Source organism: Pseudoalteromonas sp. 20-MNA-CIBAN-0454 (genome assembly GCF_040308685.1).
In the GTDB taxonomy this organism is placed as follows: Bacteria; Pseudomonadota; Gammaproteobacteria; order Enterobacterales; family Alteromonadaceae; genus Pseudoalteromonas; species Pseudoalteromonas nigrifaciens.
In genome coordinates this window covers 46831-63357 of the sequence record NZ_JBEOOB010000015.1, presented here as the reverse complement: position 1 = coordinate 63357, position 16527 = coordinate 46831, and the positions used below count along the sequence as shown (strand labels likewise).

Sequence of the window (16527 nt, the reverse complement as noted above, 5' to 3'; positions counted from 1 at the left end):
TTTAAAGGGGTTGAACCATGAAGATTAAACGTTTTTTTGCTAAAGATATGCGCACAGCACTTAAAGAAGTTAAAGATGAGCTAGGTGTTGATGCGGTTATTATGTCTAATAAAAAACTCGCAAACGGCGTAGAAATTGTCGCAGCGGTTGATTATGACAAAGCAGCCCCTAAAGCCGCCGCGCCACAACAAAGTGTGCCGCTGCAGCAGCGTACGGCACATTCTGCCCACTCGCAAAGCATGCATAACTTTGTAAAACCAGAGCCACAGCGTGCTAGACCTGAGCCACAAGCAAAAGTAGCCGACAGCTTACAAGCATTATTAGAGCGCCAGTCGCCGCGTCCACGTTCAGCAGAATTGGCTTCAATGTTTTCGCAATCAGGTATAGATACCTCAGAGCATTATCAAGAGCCGGTCGCTAAACAACGCCCTACAAATATGTTTGCGCGTGAAGAAGCCGCGCAAGCACGCCCACAAACGCAAGCTGACAGCTTAGGTTTTGATGACCTAGACCGTGATTTTGATGAATTAGACACGCCAGTTGCGCAAACACACACGACTAAAAATACCGAAAGTGAAGCAATGAGCACAATGCGTGAAGAAATGAACGCAATTCGCCAGTTATTAGAGCACCAAGTGTCGGGTTTAATGCAGCAAGATATGGCGCGCCGTGACCCAACGCGCGCATGCATGATTGACCGCTTAGTAGGCATGGGAATCGATAAAGAAGTTGCTGAGCAAATGGCTTGTTTTGTACCTGAAGATGTTCCGCGTCAGCAGGGCTGGAAAGCGCTGTTAACTATGGTTGAAGATCAGATGCAAACCACGAATAACGAAATTTTGCGCCAAGGTGGTGTTTACGCATTAGTTGGCCCAACCGGTGTGGGTAAAACCACTACAGTGGCTAAGCTCGCGGCATTAGGTGCACAAAAATATGGTGCTGATAAAGTAGCGCTAATTACTACCGATACTTACAGAATTGGTGCTTACGAGCAGCTTGCAACATATGGCCGTATTATAGGCTGTGGGGTTAAACAAGTTAAAGATGCGAACGAACTGGCTGAAGTGTTATATCATTTACGTAACAAGCGCTTAGTACTTATAGATACCGCAGGTATGAGCCAACGTGATTTACGTTTAACTGAGCAGCTAAATACCTTAATGCGTAATCAGCGTGTGGATATTCGTAATTACTTAGTATTAAGTGCCACTGCGCAAATAAATGTGTTACAAGAAACCGTAAGACACTTTAAAAAAGTACAGTTAAGCGGTTGTATTTTCACTAAACTCGACGAATCATTAAGTTTAGGCGAGATAATTAGTATTGCGATTCAAAATCGCCTGCCAATAGGGTATCTTACTAATGGTCAACGAGTACCTGAAGATATTCGAGTTGCAAATGCAGAAAAACTAGTGAAAAAAGCTGAGCAATTATATTTAAAGAGAACAAAAGTACAACATTCACGACACCAATCAGTGGCGTCGAGCACAGTAGAGATGTATGATTAACACAGTATTAGATCAAGCAAGCGGCCTGCGTAAAATGAGCAAAAATAATAATAACGGCGTTAAGGTTATCGCCGTCACTGGCGGTAAAGGTGGCGTTGGAAAAACAAATGTATCGTTAAATACTGCGATCGCTTTAGGTCAGCAAGGCAATAGAGTGTTAGTGCTTGATGCCGATTTGGGTTTAGCCAATTGTGATGTAATGCTTGGACTACGTGTTGAGCGTAATTTATCGCATGTGTTATCTGGCGAATGTGAGCTTGATGAAATACTAGTAGAAGGCCCCGCTGGGATCAAAATAGTACCAGCGACGTCGGGTTCACAAAGTATGGTTGAGTTGTCGCCTGCAGAACATGCTGGGCTTATTCGTGCTTTTAGCGAACTCAATACTGATTTTGATATATTAGTTGTTGATACCGCTGCCGGTATATCGGATATGGTGCTGAGTTTTTCTCGCGCTGCACAAGATGTTTTGGTTGTGGTATGTGACGAGCCAACTTCAATAACCGATGCCTATGCACTGATCAAAGTATTAAGCCGCGAACATGGCGTGTATAAATTTAAAATTGTTGCCAACATGGTGCGTTCATTACGCGAAGGGCAAGAGTTATTTGCAAAGCTATCAAAGGTTACAGACCGATTTTTAGATATATCAATGGAGCTGGTTGCAACCGTTCCTTATGATGAAAATATGCGCAAAGCAACACGTCGTCAAAAAGTAATTGTTGAACTGTTTCCTAGTTCTCCAGCTGCACTTGCCTTTAAAACATTAGCAACAAGAATAACAAAGTGGCCAATACCGAACCAGCCTTCGGGTCATTTAGAATTTTTCATTGAGAAACTCGTTAACGGCTAACTATGACTACATTGGTGAATAGAGCTATGGGATATGAATCAACACAAAATTTAAATATGATTGTTGAAAAGCACGCCTCATTAGTAAAAAAAGTAGCATGTCATTTAATTGCTCGTTTACCCCCTAGTGTACAACTTGATGATTTAATTCAATCAGGAATGATAGGATTAATAGAGGCGTCAAAAAACTTTGATGCCACTAAAGGCGCTAGTTTTGAAACCTTTGCGGGTATTCGTATTCGGGGCGCTATGCTTGATGAAATGCGCCGTGGAGACTGGGCTCCTCGCTCAGTACATCGTAAAAGCCGCCAGGTTATAGAAGCTATTTCAGCATTAGAAAGCAGCCTGAATCGTGAACCTACAGACAGTGAAGTTGCCCAAAAGCTTGAAATTACACTAGAGCAATATCATCATATTTTAACCGATGTTAATTCCAGTAAAATCTTGGGAATAGAAGATTTAGGTATTGATGAGGATGTTATAACACCTGTTGGGCACGATTTAGCACTAGACAAACCCTTTAATAATGTTAAAAATGAAAGGTTTAATGAATCTTTATTAAGTGCAATTAAATCCCTACCAGAGCGAGATGCAATGGTGCTTTCGTTGTACTATAACGATGAAATGAATTTAAAAGAAATTGGACAGATACTCGATGTAAGTGAGTCGCGTGTAAGTCAGATACATGGTCAGGCGATGATTAAGCTAAAAGCAAAAATCAATGACTGGATAAATTAGAAGTAAGTAAATACAGGTTTAGGCCTCACTGGAGGATGTTTTGGATAAAAACATAAAAATTCTTGTTGTTGATGACTTTTCAACGATGAGACGTATTATTAAAAACCTATTGCGTGATTTAGGGTTTACCAATGTTTTAGAAGCAGATGATGGCTCAACTGCTTTACCTATGTTGCAAAATCAATCATTTGACTTTGTAGTAACAGATTGGAATATGCCGGGCATGCAAGGTATTGACTTGTTAAGAGCAATACGCGCAGATGACAAATTAAAGCATCTTCCGGTTTTAATGGTTACTGCAGAAGCTAAGAAAGAGCAAATTATTGCAGCAGCCCAAGCAGGTGTTAATGGTTATATTGTTAAGCCATTTACTGCGGGTACATTAAAAACTAAATTAGAAAAAGTGTTCGAACGCTTAGGTTAATAAGGGGAGAGGCTTATGTCAGCACCTGCTGCGCCTCAGATTACTTTAGAGCAAGCACGTCAGCTGGTCACTTTTTTAGAAAACGGTGAGCAACATAAAGCTGATCAGTTAATTTTAGAAACTGCCTCTCAAGAACAATCATATTTGTTTGCAGAAGTAGGTAAATTAACGCGCCAGTTGCACGAGTCTTTAAAGGGTTTTGAGCTTGACACCCGCATAACAGATTTAACCACTGATGCCATTCCGGATGCTAAAAAGCGACTTAACTATGTCATAGAAATGACAGAAAACGCCGCCAACAAAACCATGGATGCGGTTGAAGCGAGCCTGCCTTTAGCCCAGCAATTAGCTGATGATATTTCGCATATCAAGCCAACCTGGGATCGGTTAATGAGCCGCGATCTTGAACTTGGTGAATTTAAAACATTGTGTCATAGCATTGATAAATTTATGAACAGCTCGCATCTTAAAACCGATGAGTTGCAAGTATTAATGACTAATGTGTTAATGGCTCAAGATTATCAGGATTTAACCGGACAAGTAATTCGCCGTGTTATTGAGCTGGTACGCGAAGTTGAAGAAAGTTTAATTCATCTGTTAACTGCGTTTGCAGCACAAGATGAAAACGATAACCAAGAGCAACAAAAAACAGAAAACTCGATTGCCGCACAAGCATTAGCAGGCCCAGAAGGCCCTATTATTGATAAAGAATCGCGTGATGATGTTGTATCTGATCAAGACGAAGTTGATGATCTTTTATCAAGTTTGGGCTTCTAATAGGAGAGTAACTGCATGAGCTTTGAAGTCGATGAAGATATATTACAAGATTTTTTAGTTGAAGCTGGAGAAATCCTTGAGCTTTTATCTGAACAATTAGTTGAACTGGAAAATAACCCAGAAGATACTGAATTATTGAACGCTATTTTTAGAGGCTTTCACACTGTTAAAGGTGGCGCGGGCTTTTTAGCGATGTCAGAGCTGGTAGATGCCTGCCATGGCGCAGAAAACGTGTTTGACTTACTGCGCCAAAAAGTGCGAACAGTTAACTCTGAGCTAATGGATGTTATACTTCAAGCACTTGATACTATTAACGAAATGTTTGCTACGATTAAAAATCGTGAGCAACCAGAGCCTGCCGATCCTCAGTTACTCGAAATATTACATAAATTAGGTTTACCGCCCACAGAAGAAGAGCTTGGTGGTGACACTATTGCGCCAGTAATAACGCAAGATGCTAATTTAGATGATGACCCTTTTGCATTTGATGAGTTGTTTGATGCACCCAGTGCAGCAACAAACGCTACAGCAAACGATGCGCATATTGATGAAATTAGCGAAGATGAATTTGAAAACTTACTTGATGAACTTCATGGCAAAGGTAAAGGCCCTGCAATAAAAGAGTCATTAAGTAATAGCAGCGACTTAAGTGGCGATATTACCGACGATGAATTTGATAGCTTATTAGATGAGCTTCACGGGGTGGGAAGTTTTGGTGCGGTAAATAAAACTCCAAAACCTCAAGCAGCTCAAAGTCCGGCTGCTAGCACTAACGATGATGAAATAAGTGACGATGAGTTTGAAGCTTTACTAGATGAGCTGCATGGCAAGGGAGCGGCGCCAAAATCTAAAGAAAGCGCGGCAACACCTGCACCTGTAAATAAAGTTACGGCTCCTAAAGCAGCTGTAGTTAAAGCCTCACCAGTAGCAGTTGATAAAGTTAAGCAGCCACAAGCGGCTGTTGTAGCAGCAAGTGCTAATACCAATACCGCTGCGCCAGTTGCTAAAAAAGCGCCGCCTGCACAAGCTGAAACAACAGTAAGGGTTGATACTAAACGCCTTGATCAAATTATGAATATGGTGGGCGAGCTTGTATTAGTACGTAATCGTTTAGTGAGTCTAGCCACCAGTTCAGAAAGTGAATCTATGAGTAAAGCAATATCTAACTTAGATGTTGTTACAGCTGATTTGCAAGGCGCGGTAATGAAAACGCGAATGCAGCCAATCAAAAAAGTATTTGGCCGTTTTCCGCGTGTTGTTCGCGACTTAGCACGTACCTTAAATAAAGATATTAATTTATTGCTGGTTGGCGAAGAAACCGATTTAGATAAAAACCTAGTTGAGGCACTGGCCGATCCATTAGTGCATTTAGTACGTAACTCGGTTGATCATGGTATAGAAATGCCAGATGATCGTGAAGCTGCGGGTAAACCGAGAACAGGTACCGTTACGCTTTCTGCTTCGCAGCAGGGGGATCATATTTTGCTTACCATTAAAGATGATGGCGCAGGTATGGATGCTGAAAAACTAAAACAAATAGCAATTAAAAAAGGTGTGCTTGATCAAGAGCAAGCAAGCCGTTTGTCTAACACCGAAGCTTACAATCTGATATTTGCGCCAGGGTTTTCTACCAAAGAAGCAATATCTGATATTTCTGGTCGTGGTGTTGGCATGGATGTGGTTAAAACTAAAATCACCCAGTTAAATGGCTCGGTTAGCATAGAGTCAGAACTAGGTGTGGGCACTATACTTGAAATTAAAGTACCGTTAACTTTGGCTATTTTACCTACCTTAATGGTGGTAGTGAGTGAGCAAACATTTGCACTACCATTGGCAGGAGTAAGTGAAATATTTAACTTAGACCTTACTAAAACGAATGTGGTTGATGGTCAGTTAACTATTATTGTTCGTAAAAAAGCAGTGCCTTTATTTTATTTAGAGCATTGGCTAGTGAAAGGTGCCGATCGTACAAGCCGTAAAGCGCAAGGGCATGTGGTTATTGTGCAAATAGGTACACAACAAGTTGGCTTTGTGGTTGATTCGTTAATTGGTCAAGAAGAAGTGGTTATTAAGCCGTTAGACGCTTTATTACAAGGTACGCCTGGAATGGCAGGTGCCACTATTACTTCGGATGGTGGTATTGCACTTATATTAGATGTACCGAGTATGTTAAAACACTACGCAGGTAAATAATAAAGTAGACGTATACTTTATACGTCTACATAATAAAAATAAGAGAGCAAAATGGCCGTTAAAGTTTTAGTTGTTGATGATTCGAGCTTTTTTCGCCGTCGAGTGAGTGAGATTCTTGAATTAGATAGCGAGATTGAAGTAATTGGCTTTGCCGTAAATGGCCGAGATGCTGTAGAAAAAGCAGCTAGTTTACGTCCTGATATGATCACTATGGATGTAGAAATGCCGGTGTTGGATGGTATAAGTGCTGTAAAAGAAATTATGGCCAGTAACCCGACGCCAATTTTAATGTTTTCTTCGTTAACTCGCTCCGGTGCAACTGCAACTTTAGATGCACTTGATGCTGGTGCTATGGATTTTTTACCGAAAAAATTTGAAGACATTGCTCGCAATAACGAAGATGCCATTAAGCTGCTGCAAAGCAAAGTAAAAGAAATTGGCCGCCAACGTATTAGACGTGTTGCTAGCCCTAGACCCTCCAGTATAAACAAACCTTTATTTACACCTACTTCAGCGCCAAGCGCATTAGCAGCAAGGTTTGCACAAACAAATAAAACAGCAACAACAGTAGTACAACCAGAGCGAAGCTTTAATAATTCGCCAGTAACTAGTCGCAGTGCAATAGTAACAAAGCGCGCGAGTGGCAAGCACTATCAACTAGTTGCAATTGGCACATCAACCGGTGGACCTGTTGCGCTGCAAACTATATTAACTCAGCTTCCTGCTAACTTTCCGCACCCTATATTATTAATTCAGCATATGCCTGCTGCGTTTACTCCGGCTTTTGCGGCACGCTTAAATAGTTTGTGTAAAATTCAGGTAAAAGAAGCGCAGCAAGGAGATCGACTGCAAGCAGGTGTGGCTTACTTAGCACCGGGTGGCCAGCAAATGATGATTGATGGTCGTGGGGCAAGTAGAACACTACGAGTTTTTGAAGATAACAGCGAGCGCATTAGTTACAAACCAAGCGTTGATGTAACCTTCGCCAGTGCCGCTAAAGCGTATCAAGGTGATGTATTAGCTATAGTATTAACTGGTATGGGCGCAGATGGGCGTGAAGGCGCTCGCATGCTTAAACAATCAGGGGCAACCATTTGGGCACAAGATGAAAAAAGTTGTGTTGTTTATGGTATGCCACAAGCAATTGCTAATGCTGGTTTAGCGAGCGAAAGTCTGCCATTAGATGAAGTAGCAATACGTTTAAAGACAGAGGTGGGCTGTGGATAAGCTTTCCGTACTAGGTTTACTTATTGGCTTAGGCGCCATTGCAATAGGTTACTCGTTAGAGGGCGGTGTGGTATCGGCATTATTTAACGGACCTGCGTTGATCATTGTACTGGGCGGCACATTGGGTGCTGTAATGTTACAAACATCAGCCAGTACTTTTAAAAAGATGCTAGAAATTACGCACTGGGTTTTTGTATCGCCTAAATACAATATTGAAGATGCCATAGAGCAAGTAAAAGGATGGTCACATAAAGCACGTCAAGAAGGTTATTTAGCCCTTGAAAACGAAGCGCTTACCCACCCAGATGCCTATGCTGCAAAAGGGCTTGGATTATTAGTTGATGGTTGCTCAGATCAAAAACTGCGCGATACGTTAGAAATAGATTTACTGTTAGAGCGCGAACGTCTGCTAGAGGCAAGTCGTGTTTATGAAGCTATGGGCGGTTATAGTCCGACCATAGGTATTTTAGGGGCCGTGCTTGGTCTTATTCAGGCAATGTCGTTTATTACAGATCCGCAAAAGCTTGGAGCCGGTGTTGCCACTGCCTTTATAGCAACTATTTATGGCGTGGGTTTAGCTAATTTATTATTTTTACCTATGGCTAATAAGTTAAAGCAACGGGTTGAGCAAAAAATGCTTTATCACGAAATGCTTGCCGAGGGCGTAATTGCAATAAGCCAAGGCGAAAGCCCAGTAAGTATTGAATTAAAGCTTGAAGCCTATCGGGTTGACCGCCCAAATGTCGTGGTTGAGTAGCAGCTATTATGTTACGTCGTCGCTTGCGCAACACCACTACTAAAAGTCAACACACAGAACGTTGGCTGGTGTCTTATGCTGATTATATGACGATTATGTTTGCCTTTTTTGTGGTTTTGTACGCAATAGCAATTAACAAAGAAGAGAAATTTCAAGTGCTGTCCGATTCGATTGGTTATGTATTTGATAAGTCAGCCCGTCAACATTCGCAGCAAGGAACTGGGGTAAATGGCGACGCAATATTGACAGACAGAGTAACCCCAGAGCAAGAAGTGCTCTACGGCGAAAGTATTTTAAAAGAAGAACACGGGCCAAAGCTGCTGGACGGACAAAGCGATACCAGTAATATTGAGCAAAAACACCTTGGCAAACCACTCGATAGTTTGTTGGCTAAGCTGCAATCGTCATTAATAGATGAAATACGCGATGGTGAAGCAAGTTTAGAACTCAGCCAAGATTGGCTGATCATTGAGCTTAGTTCTGGCATGCTATTTTCAAGTGGCAGTAGTGTAGCGCAAGTTCGAGCTAAGCAAGTTGTTAAAATAATTAAAGATATTATTGCTCCGGTAGATAACTATATTAGAGTACGCGGCTATACTGACAACCAAACCATAGGTAATGAAATGTACCGCTCGAATTGGGAGTTGTCGGTGGCGCGTGCAACAGCCGTTTTAGTTGAGCTTGAAAGCCTAGGTATAAATTCAGCGCGAATGGCGATTGAGGGATATGGTCAATATTCTCCTTTTGCCACTAACGATACTAAGCAAGGGCGTGCTGAAAATCGCAAAGTAGTTATTGCCCTATCTAAATATGGGTTGCCACCAACAGCAGAAGTAGTAAGCGTTGAGCCGCAACAAGTAGTCGTTAAACCTGAGCCTGAAGCAGAATTACCCTCTGACGATAATACAATAAAAATAATTCGTTTACCCCATGGCGGTATTCGTATATCGACTCGAAATGAACTGTAATTAGGATGCAATGTGAAGATTTGGACTGTAGCAAATCAAAAAGGTGGAGTAGGGAAAACCACAACCGCGGTTAGCCTTGCAGGTATTTTAGCATCTCAAGGTAAGCGCGTATTATTGATTGATACCGATCCTCATGCCTCATTAACCTATTACTTTGGCATTGATTCCGAGGATTTAGAGGTTAGCGTATACGATATTTTTGTACGCGGAACTAGCATGCAAAGCGAAGAAATACTCCAAGCATTATGTCCATCTAGTATTGAAAACTTAGATATATTACCCGCCACTATGGCTATTGCTACCCTAGATAGAAGTATGGGCAATAAAACCGGCATGGGATTAATATTAAAAAAAGCGCTTGCAAAAATAAGCGAATATTACGACTATGCAATCCTCGATTGCCCCCCAGTACTTGGCGTATTAATGGTTAATGCGCTAGCTGCGAGTGAACGCATTTTAGTGCCGGTACAAACCGAGTTTTTAGCGCTAAAGGGGCTCGACAGAATGATGCGTACTATGCAGTTAATGCAAACATCTCAAGCTAAAAGCTATGAATATACTATAATTGCCACCATGTACGATAAGCGCACGAAAGCCTCGTTAGAGGCATATAAAACACTGCAAAATACTTATACTGATAAAGTGTGGCCGGGCGTTGTTCCGGTAGATACCAAATTTAGAGACGCCAGTTTAGCGCAACAAGTTCCAAGTGAATTTTGTCCACGGTCTCGCGGGGTATATGCCTACAAGGCATTGCTCGACTATTTAATAGAACAAGGTTAATCAATGAGTAAGCAATTATTTGCTAATGAAAAAGTAATGACTCAATATCTAGGCGCGTTATTGTGCGAAGACGAGCCTGTAGATAATCTTGAACCCGTTGCAAAATTACTTGAGCAAGTAACGGATAAAAAAACTGAACACCCAGATTTAGAAGCGCAGAGCACACAAAGTACGCCAGTATTTGAGCAAGCTGTGCCAGAAGTTATTAACAAGCCGATAGCGCAAGAAATCAAAGCTCTAGTTACCTCTGCTGAGCAAACACTGTCGGCCGAGCAAATATTAGCCGCACAAAGCCAAGCTGATTATTTTGACGGGCAGTTTCAAGCCTTATTTTTTGAAGTGGCAGGATTAACGCTAGCTGTGCCGCTTAAAGCGTTAGGCGGTATACATGAATTAAATGAAGTAAATCATTTATTTGGTAAACCAAAGTGGTTTAAAGGCGTTATGCTCAATAGAGATGAAAAACTTAATGTGGTTGATACCGCACGTTGGGTTATGCCAGAAAAGTATGACGAAAAGTTAGAGGCGTCACTTAACTACAAGTATTTAATTACACTAGGCGACAGTCAGTGGGGATTATTGGCAGAAAAGCTAATAAATAACATTACATTGAGTAAAGAAGATGTAAAATGGCGTACAAACCAAAGTAAGCGCCCATGGCTTGCCGGTGTTATTAAAGAAAAAATGTGCGCTTTAATAGATGTAAATAATTTAAATGCATTATTAGAGAAAGGCCTAGACAGCCGTCAGTAGTAATGACCATTACGGGGAAACAGCATGAACCAAGATAAGTTACTGTCAGCAAATAAAAATGCAGATAATAATGATGAAATACTACAGTGGGTAACGTTTAAGTTAGAAGACGAAACTTACGGTGTTAACGTAATGCAAGTGCAAGAAATATTACGCTACACTGAAATAGCCCCTGTACCTGGTGCACCTTCGTACGTGATTGGTATTATTAATTTACGTGGCAATGTGGTTACGGTTATTGATACTCGTGCCCGTTTTGGTTTAGCCGGTACGGATGCAACAGATAATTCGCGAATTTTAATTATTGAAGCTGAAGAGCAAGTTATTGGTATTTTAGCCGACAGCGTATCTGAAGTGGTTTATTTGCGCAGCTCAGAAATAGACAGTGCGCCTAATGTAGGCACAGAAGAAAGCGCTAAGTTTATTCAGGGTGTGTGTAATCGCGAAAACGAGTTACTTATTTTAGTTGATTTAAATAAGCTACTTAGTGACGACGAATGGGATGAGTTGAGCGATTTATAAGCTTTACCAATAAAAATTATGTTATTACTCAGTTTAGCAATTATAGCGTTAGCTGTTGCCCTTATAGCATTGGCGATGATCATTCTATTTAAAAGCAGCTATGCAAGTGAGCTTACCTCTCAGCTGCAGCAATTTAAAGACTCGGCTGAGCAAATTAATATTTTACGCAGTGAGGTACAAGAGTTGCGCACTGGGTTATTAAGTATTGGTAAGCGAGTACTTGAAGTTGAGCAGCAAAATGAAGAGCTAACTCAACAACAAGCAGCGCAAAAGTATGACGATCCAGATGCAAAAATTTATTCTCGTGCTGTAAAAATGGTCGAACTTGGAGCTGATTTAGAAGAAGTAATTCGTGAATGCGAATTACCTAGAGCAGAAGCAGAACTGCTGTTTTCATTGCATAAACAAAAAGGCGCTTAGCGTCTTTTTTGCTTTTTAATGCTGTTAAAGCTACGCCTTAATATTTAACTTACCTTGAAAGTCTTGCCAGCCTGGCGGAAATTGCCCTCTTAATACATACGAAAATGCAATTAGCTCAGCAATTACATAATACAACTCTTTAGGTATTTCTTCCCCAAGCTCTAAGTGTGATAACGTTTTGGCTAATGCTTCATCTTGATGGATCATAATGCCTTTTTTTTCAGCCGCTGCTATTATTTCATCAGCTAATTTGCCAAAGCCCTTGGTACTTACCATAGGCGAGTTTCCGGCTGCATATAAAAGCCCAATCGCAGATTTGTTGTTGGCTGAGTCACTCATTTTTATACCTTAATATTAATAATGGCATGCGATTTATAAAAAGCTTGATGGCTTGCATCGCCTTGCTTTAAAGTAAGATCACCTACTTGCAAACCATGCTTGGCTAATTTTGATCTTAAATTATCAAGATGCGGATGAGCCATAGCGGTCACTTCTTGGCTTGATGCAAATAACTGGCAATCAAGTGCTTTATCCATTAATTCGGCAGTAATTTGTAACTGACCAAGCTGTGCATAATCAAAGTTTAATCTAACAAACCAGACATTTTTTCCTGCTAGCTTATCGCCACTGGGCTTTTTATATTGGCCTAATGTTATTTCTGTTTGCGCCGCTTCTGGCGGTAATTTCATTGGTAATAAAAAGTTTACCAAGGGGTTTGAGTCGGCTAGCTGATTAGCAGGGGTAACATTTACTTGGCCAAGGGTATTTTTAACTTGTGTTAACTCCCCCGCAAGTGCTTGCACTTGGCTTTGTTGCAGTTGCTCAAGTAATTTAGCACCAGAGTTGCCGGTTTTAAATGTGGGTAATAACACCTGCAGTAGTGCATCTAAGCCGGTTTGATTATTAATGCTAATAGGTGTAGTTGTTTGGCTAATAATAGGCGCGGCTAAAATGCTTACTGCAAGTTGCTCTAATCCCTTACTAAAACTGCTTTGCAGCGTGTCGTTTGTCAGTTGCGTTGGTTGTAATGTGGCAAGAATTTCGCGCTGTATAGCTGTTGGGTGCAAATTGTTACTAGAAACCATCCGATTAAATGCCTGATTTACGAGGCGCGTTAAGTCGGCTGGTTGCTGCGATAACTGCTGTGCAATATCTGCTATTTTGCTGCTTAAAAGCGGCGTGTTATTGGGTATGTTTATTGCGCTAGCTGCACTGAGTTGGTTTAGCAGTGGAGCGAGTAATTTAGCTTCTAAAGGGTGTAATTGATTTTGCGAACTTAGTTTGCCATTGCTCGTTGTTGCAAAGAGCATGCTTGTTGGCAACTGCCATAGGCTAACACTTGATTTAATTAATTGGGTTAACTGCACTAAAGGTGGCAACTGGTTAGGTTGCTGGTTTAACTGCTCGGCGACATTTAGTTTATTAATACCTGTTGGCGTTTGATTTATAGCGGCAAAAGGTTTGTTTTCGAAGTATTTTACTGCATCACTTATACGCGTTTTTAGTTCACCAAAACTACTTTTTAACCAAGAATCAATAGGGCTGTTATTAGCCGCTATTAATGGACTAGTAGGGTTATTTAAATTGCTTGTTGATACGCTGCTTTGCTGCGCCGAAATTAGTTGATTAAACGGTTTTGTGAACGAGTTTTTAAGTATGACAGTGGTACTGTTTATATTAGTTTTAATTAACAGTTTGTTGGCTTGGCTGCTCAAGTTTACGTTTGTTACGGTATGCGAAAGTTGGTTAAGTTGATTATTGTTTATATTAAGCTTAAATGAACCTGCTTGTTGTGCATGCGTTAAAATTGCAAATTTAGGGGTTGCTTGTAGCTGTGCATTTGGCAAATTTTGCGCAAGTAAACTTGCTAGTTTTGCTTGAGTTATGGGTTGTGTATGCACGGAGTCAACAAAGCGATTGATAACGTCTAGCTGCGCGCCTTTGTTATTAGTGCTAATTATTATTTTTAATGGTTGCTCGGCGGCCAGTAGTTGCGCTACCTCTTTATTAATTGCAATGCTGGCATTAAGCTTTTCAATTACCAGCTTGGGTGTAGGCGTTAATACGACCTGCGCCGGCATAGGGTTATTTTGTAACTCGCTTCCGGTATTTATATAATTTAAAAATTGCTGTAATTGCACCGGTTGATTAAGTGTAAGCCTTGTATTGTTGGGGGTAATTGCAAGTGACTTGCCCTCATTACTGAGCTGTATATTTGCGCTGGCTATTTTGTCTAAGTTTTTTGGCGCAGTTGTAATGCCAAGTCTGAGAGTTTGCCAGTGCTTATTTATTAATACATCTAGGGTAATCGATTCTTTAGAAAACTGAATATTTTTTGCCGCAAGCATCTCGCCAGGAAGCGAGGTTAAGTTATGCTTAGGCGCATTAGAGGTTAGGTTATTAACCAATGAATTAGATAATGTAATTTGCGTAGGTGTATTCATTATTTTAAATCAAGTTTTCTTTATTTTTAGTGAATCGATTTTAAAGCAATATTCGTATTACCCTATCATTATGATAGACTAACGCCTAATTTTTGGCAGAGAGAATCGTCATCTTGTTACACATTAAGTCCGTCACCTGCATCAAGCAAGAACGTTGTTTGTTTGCGGATCTTAATTTTAGCCTTAATAGCGGCCAAATCATGCAATTAGCAGGTGCTAATGGTGCTGGTAAAACGTCTTTATTACGTATTATAGCGGGCTTTTCTATGCCTGATGAAGGCGATATTCTGTACCTTAATCAGTCGATTAAAAAGTACTATGAAGAGTACGCCAGAGATCTATTATTTATAGGCCATAAAACCGGGGTTAATGTGCAGCTCAGTGCGCTTGAAAACGTTAAGCATTGGCTGGCAATTAATGGCTACACTAATGAAGGTGATTTATACCCTTTATTAAGTAAGCTTGGCTTAGTAGGCCTTGAAGATGTACCGGTTAGAACGCTCTCTGCTGGGCAGCAACGCCGTGTTGCGTTAGCTCGATTATGGTTAAGTGAAGCTAAGTTATGGATTTTAGATGAGCCATTTACAGCACTTGATAAAAGTGGTGTTGTCTTTTTACAGCAACGTTTTGTTGAGCATTTAAAAAATGGCGGAGCTATATTGCTAACCACGCATCAAGATTTAACGGCTCATTTTAGCAACCTACAAACACTCACTTTGGAGTATCGTCACTAATGACCCGACAACACTCCTATTGGTTACTTTTTAAAGCCGTGTTTAGTAAAGATGTTAAACTTGCTTTTCGTCAGCGCGCTGAAATTATCAATCCTATTTTGTTCTTTTTAATTGTTATTTCATTATTTCCGTTAGCTATTGGGCCAGAGCCCGGTCTACTGGCAAGAATGGCGCCGGGTATAATTTGGGTGGCTGCTTTACTCTCAACTATGTTGGGCTTAGATAAGCTGTTTAGAGATGATTATAACGATGGCTCACTTGAACAACTTATTGCATCGTCGTATCCGTTATCGTTAACTGTGTTGGCTAAAGTAGCCGCGCATTGGGTGATCACTGGGCTTCCTTTGGTATTAATGACCCCACTGTTTGCACTACTATTGAATTTAGATAACACAGCATTAATGGCTACGTTACTAACGCTATTATTAGGTACGCCTTTGTTGAGCTTTATTGGCGCAATTGGGGCTGGGCTTACTGTAGGATTACAAAAAGGCGGTATTTTAATGAGTTTATTGGTGTTGCCTTTGTATATTCCGGTTTTAATTTTTGCAACGTCAGCTATCGATACCAGTACTATGTCGCTGGATTATAGTGGGCAGCTTGCCATTCTTGGCGCTATGTTAGTTATTGCTATTATTAGTGCGCCAATCGCCATATCGTCAGCATTAAAAGTGAGTGTAAGTTAATATGTGGAAGTGGTTACATCCCTATGCTAAAGCAGAGCGTGCATATAAGTTATGCAATACGTTATTGCCTTATTTTGCCGTAGTTACGGTTATTAGTATGTTAGTTGGTTGGGTATGGGGGCTTGGTTTTGCGCCTGCCGATTACCAACAAAAAGACAGCTACCGTATCATTTTTATTCATGTGCCTTCGGCTATTTTATCTATGGGTGCTTATTCATCAATGGCAATTGCTGCCATTATTGCGCTGGTTTGGCAGTTACGAAACGCTGAACTTGCAGTTATTGCAATTGCGCCTGTAGGGGCGTGCATTACTGCGATTGCACTTATAACCGGTGCTGCATGGGGTAAACCTATGTGGGGCGCTTGGTGGGTGTGGGATGCGCGTTTAACCTCAGAACTTATTTTATTATTTTTATATTTGGGTGTGTTGTCTTTGTACCATGCCTTTGAAGATAAGAAGGCAGCGGGTCGTGCCGCTTCTATTTTGGCTATTGTAGGGGTTATTAATTTACCTATTATTCATTACTCTGTTGAGTGGTGGAATACTCTACATCAAGGAGCCTCAATAACTAAGCTAGATACCAAAGCAATTGATCCCAGTATGTTTTGGCCATTAATGGTAAACATTTTGGCGTTTGCGGCTTTTGTTGGCACTGTTACTTTAATTCGTCTTAAAAATGAAATATTACAACGTGAAAAGCATCGCCCATGGGTGCGCCAGTTGTTAACTAAGAGGTAGTT

The 16527-nt window shown here is 40.9% G+C and carries 18 protein-coding genes; 16 read left to right on the top strand and 2 right to left on the bottom strand.

Annotated features, from left to right (window positions below; translation table 11 throughout):
• The first annotated feature begins 17 nt into the window (after positions 1 to 17).
• Genes flhF through AAEZ22_RS09280 form a run of 13 tightly spaced genes read left to right on the top strand, consistent with a single transcriptional unit; the run spans position 18 to position 11922 of the window.
• The gene (flhF, locus tag AAEZ22_RS09340) at positions 18 to 1508 is read left to right on the top strand and encodes a flagellar biosynthesis GTPase FlhF (protein ID WP_350550279.1); all 1491 of its coding nucleotides are present in this window, start codon (positions 18 to 20) and stop codon (positions 1506 to 1508) included.
• Positions 1501 to 2361: a MinD/ParA family ATP-binding protein gene (locus AAEZ22_RS09335; protein WP_011327501.1), complete on the top strand. Its 861-nt coding sequence runs from the start codon at positions 1501 to 1503 to the stop codon at positions 2359 to 2361. Before flhF ends, AAEZ22_RS09335 begins: the two co-directional genes overlap by 8 nt.
• Before the next feature lie 26 nt (positions 2362 to 2387).
• The gene (locus AAEZ22_RS09330; RefSeq protein WP_011327502.1) at positions 2388 to 3098 is read left to right on the top strand and encodes an RNA polymerase sigma factor FliA; all 711 of its coding nucleotides are present in this window, start codon (positions 2388 to 2390) and stop codon (positions 3096 to 3098) included.
• Between the two features lie 40 nt (positions 3099 to 3138).
• A complete protein-coding gene (gene cheY, locus AAEZ22_RS09325) occupies positions 3139 to 3522 on the top strand; it encodes a chemotaxis response regulator CheY (RefSeq protein WP_011327503.1) in 384 nt (127 codons plus the stop codon).
• Positions 3523 to 3537: 15 nt separating this feature from the next.
• Complete coding sequence (locus AAEZ22_RS09320; RefSeq protein ID WP_011327504.1) at positions 3538 to 4299, top strand: protein phosphatase CheZ; 762 nt, start codon at positions 3538 to 3540, stop codon at positions 4297 to 4299.
• Between the two features lie 15 nt (positions 4300 to 4314).
• Positions 4315 to 6492 (top strand): chemotaxis protein CheA, encoded by a 2178-nt coding sequence (locus AAEZ22_RS09315; RefSeq protein ID WP_182683999.1) that lies wholly within the window; start codon positions 4315 to 4317, stop codon positions 6490 to 6492.
• Between the two features lie 51 nt (positions 6493 to 6543).
• Positions 6544 to 7719 carry a protein-glutamate methylesterase/protein-glutamine glutaminase gene (locus tag AAEZ22_RS09310; RefSeq protein ID WP_011327506.1) on the top strand — a complete coding sequence of 392 codons (1176 nt, stop codon included), beginning with the start codon at positions 6544 to 6546 and terminating at the stop codon, positions 7717 to 7719.
• Positions 7712 to 8476 carry a flagellar motor protein gene (locus tag AAEZ22_RS09305; RefSeq protein ID WP_058372798.1) on the top strand — a complete coding sequence of 255 codons (765 nt, stop codon included), beginning with the start codon at positions 7712 to 7714 and terminating at the stop codon, positions 8474 to 8476. The genes AAEZ22_RS09310 and AAEZ22_RS09305 overlap by 8 nt, the downstream gene beginning before the upstream one ends.
• Before the next feature lie 8 nt (positions 8477 to 8484).
• Positions 8485 to 9444, top strand: coding sequence for a flagellar motor protein MotB (locus tag AAEZ22_RS09300; RefSeq protein WP_192531784.1), 960 nt, complete (start codon positions 8485 to 8487; stop codon positions 9442 to 9444).
• A 12-nt stretch (positions 9445 to 9456) separates the two neighbouring features.
• Entirely contained in the window at positions 9457 to 10227 is a 771-nt protein-coding gene (locus tag AAEZ22_RS09295) for a ParA family protein (protein ID WP_011327509.1), read from the top strand.
• 3 nt (positions 10228 to 10230) lie between these two features.
• Positions 10231 to 10980, top strand: coding sequence for a chemotaxis protein CheW (locus AAEZ22_RS09290; protein ID WP_352297029.1), 750 nt, complete (start codon positions 10231 to 10233; stop codon positions 10978 to 10980).
• 24 nt (positions 10981 to 11004) lie between these two features.
• A complete protein-coding gene (locus tag AAEZ22_RS09285; RefSeq protein WP_011327511.1) occupies positions 11005 to 11502 on the top strand; it encodes a chemotaxis protein CheW in 498 nt (165 codons plus the stop codon).
• 18 nt (positions 11503 to 11520) lie between these two features.
• Positions 11521 to 11922, top strand: coding sequence for a DUF2802 domain-containing protein (locus AAEZ22_RS09280; protein ID WP_011327512.1), 402 nt, complete (start codon positions 11521 to 11523; stop codon positions 11920 to 11922).
• A 30-nt stretch (positions 11923 to 11952) separates the two neighbouring features.
• On the opposite strand, the gene AAEZ22_RS09275 is transcribed toward AAEZ22_RS09280, so the two are convergent.
• Together AAEZ22_RS09275 and fliK are read right to left on the bottom strand one after the other, a co-directional pair.
• The gene (locus tag AAEZ22_RS09275; RefSeq protein WP_011327513.1) at positions 11953 to 12261 is read right to left on the bottom strand and encodes an EscU/YscU/HrcU family type III secretion system export apparatus switch protein; all 309 of its coding nucleotides are present in this window, start codon (positions 12259 to 12261) and stop codon (positions 11953 to 11955) included.
• 2 nt (positions 12262 to 12263) lie between these two features.
• Positions 12264 to 14366, bottom strand: coding sequence for a flagellar hook-length control protein FliK (gene fliK, locus AAEZ22_RS09270; protein ID WP_350594218.1), 2103 nt, complete (start codon positions 14364 to 14366; stop codon positions 12264 to 12266).
• 113 nt (positions 14367 to 14479) lie between these two features.
• Between fliK and ccmA the strand changes: the two genes are divergently transcribed.
• The 3 genes from ccmA to AAEZ22_RS09255 are packed head-to-tail and all read left to right on the top strand — an operon-like array spanning position 14480 to position 16525.
• On the top strand, positions 14480 to 15100 hold the full coding sequence (ccmA, locus tag AAEZ22_RS09265; protein ID WP_350594216.1) for a cytochrome c biogenesis heme-transporting ATPase CcmA: 621 nt from the start codon (positions 14480 to 14482) through the stop codon (positions 15098 to 15100).
• Positions 15100 to 15786, top strand: coding sequence for a heme exporter protein CcmB (gene ccmB, locus AAEZ22_RS09260; RefSeq protein ID WP_011327516.1), 687 nt, complete (start codon positions 15100 to 15102; stop codon positions 15784 to 15786). The genes ccmA and ccmB overlap by 1 nt, the downstream gene beginning before the upstream one ends.
• A 1-nt stretch (position 15787) precedes the next feature.
• Positions 15788 to 16525 (top strand): heme ABC transporter permease, encoded by a 738-nt coding sequence (locus AAEZ22_RS09255; RefSeq protein WP_011327517.1) that lies wholly within the window; start codon positions 15788 to 15790, stop codon positions 16523 to 16525.
• Positions 16526 to 16527 lie beyond the last annotated feature (2 nt).

Coding starts and splice junctions, on each gene's coding strand:
- AAEZ22_RS09275 (WP_011327513.1), bottom strand. CDS start 12,261: ATGAGTGACTCAGCCAACAACAAATCTGCGATTGGGCTTTTATATGCA.
- AAEZ22_RS09255 (WP_011327517.1), top strand. CDS start 15,788: ATGTGGAAGTGGTTACATCCCTATGCTAAAGCAGAGCGTGCATATAAG.
- AAEZ22_RS09300 (WP_192531784.1), top strand. CDS start 8,485: ATGTTACGTCGTCGCTTGCGCAACACCACTACTAAAAGTCAACACACA.
- AAEZ22_RS09285 (WP_011327511.1), top strand. CDS start 11,005: ATGAACCAAGATAAGTTACTGTCAGCAAATAAAAATGCAGATAATAAT.
- AAEZ22_RS09315 (WP_182683999.1), top strand. CDS start 4,315: ATGAGCTTTGAAGTCGATGAAGATATATTACAAGATTTTTTAGTTGAA.
- AAEZ22_RS09280 (WP_011327512.1), top strand. CDS start 11,521: ATGTTATTACTCAGTTTAGCAATTATAGCGTTAGCTGTTGCCCTTATA.
- fliK (WP_350594218.1), bottom strand. CDS start 14,366: ATGAATACACCTACGCAAATTACATTATCTAATTCATTGGTTAATAAC.
- AAEZ22_RS09310 (WP_011327506.1), top strand. CDS start 6,544: ATGGCCGTTAAAGTTTTAGTTGTTGATGATTCGAGCTTTTTTCGCCGT.
- AAEZ22_RS09335 (WP_011327501.1), top strand. CDS start 1,501: ATGATTAACACAGTATTAGATCAAGCAAGCGGCCTGCGTAAAATGAGC.
- flhF (WP_350550279.1), top strand. CDS start 18: ATGAAGATTAAACGTTTTTTTGCTAAAGATATGCGCACAGCACTTAAA.
- AAEZ22_RS09320 (WP_011327504.1), top strand. CDS start 3,538: ATGTCAGCACCTGCTGCGCCTCAGATTACTTTAGAGCAAGCACGTCAG.
- AAEZ22_RS09290 (WP_352297029.1), top strand. CDS start 10,231: ATGAGTAAGCAATTATTTGCTAATGAAAAAGTAATGACTCAATATCTA.
- AAEZ22_RS09330 (WP_011327502.1), top strand. CDS start 2,388: ATGGGATATGAATCAACACAAAATTTAAATATGATTGTTGAAAAGCAC.
- ccmB (WP_011327516.1), top strand. CDS start 15,100: ATGACCCGACAACACTCCTATTGGTTACTTTTTAAAGCCGTGTTTAGT.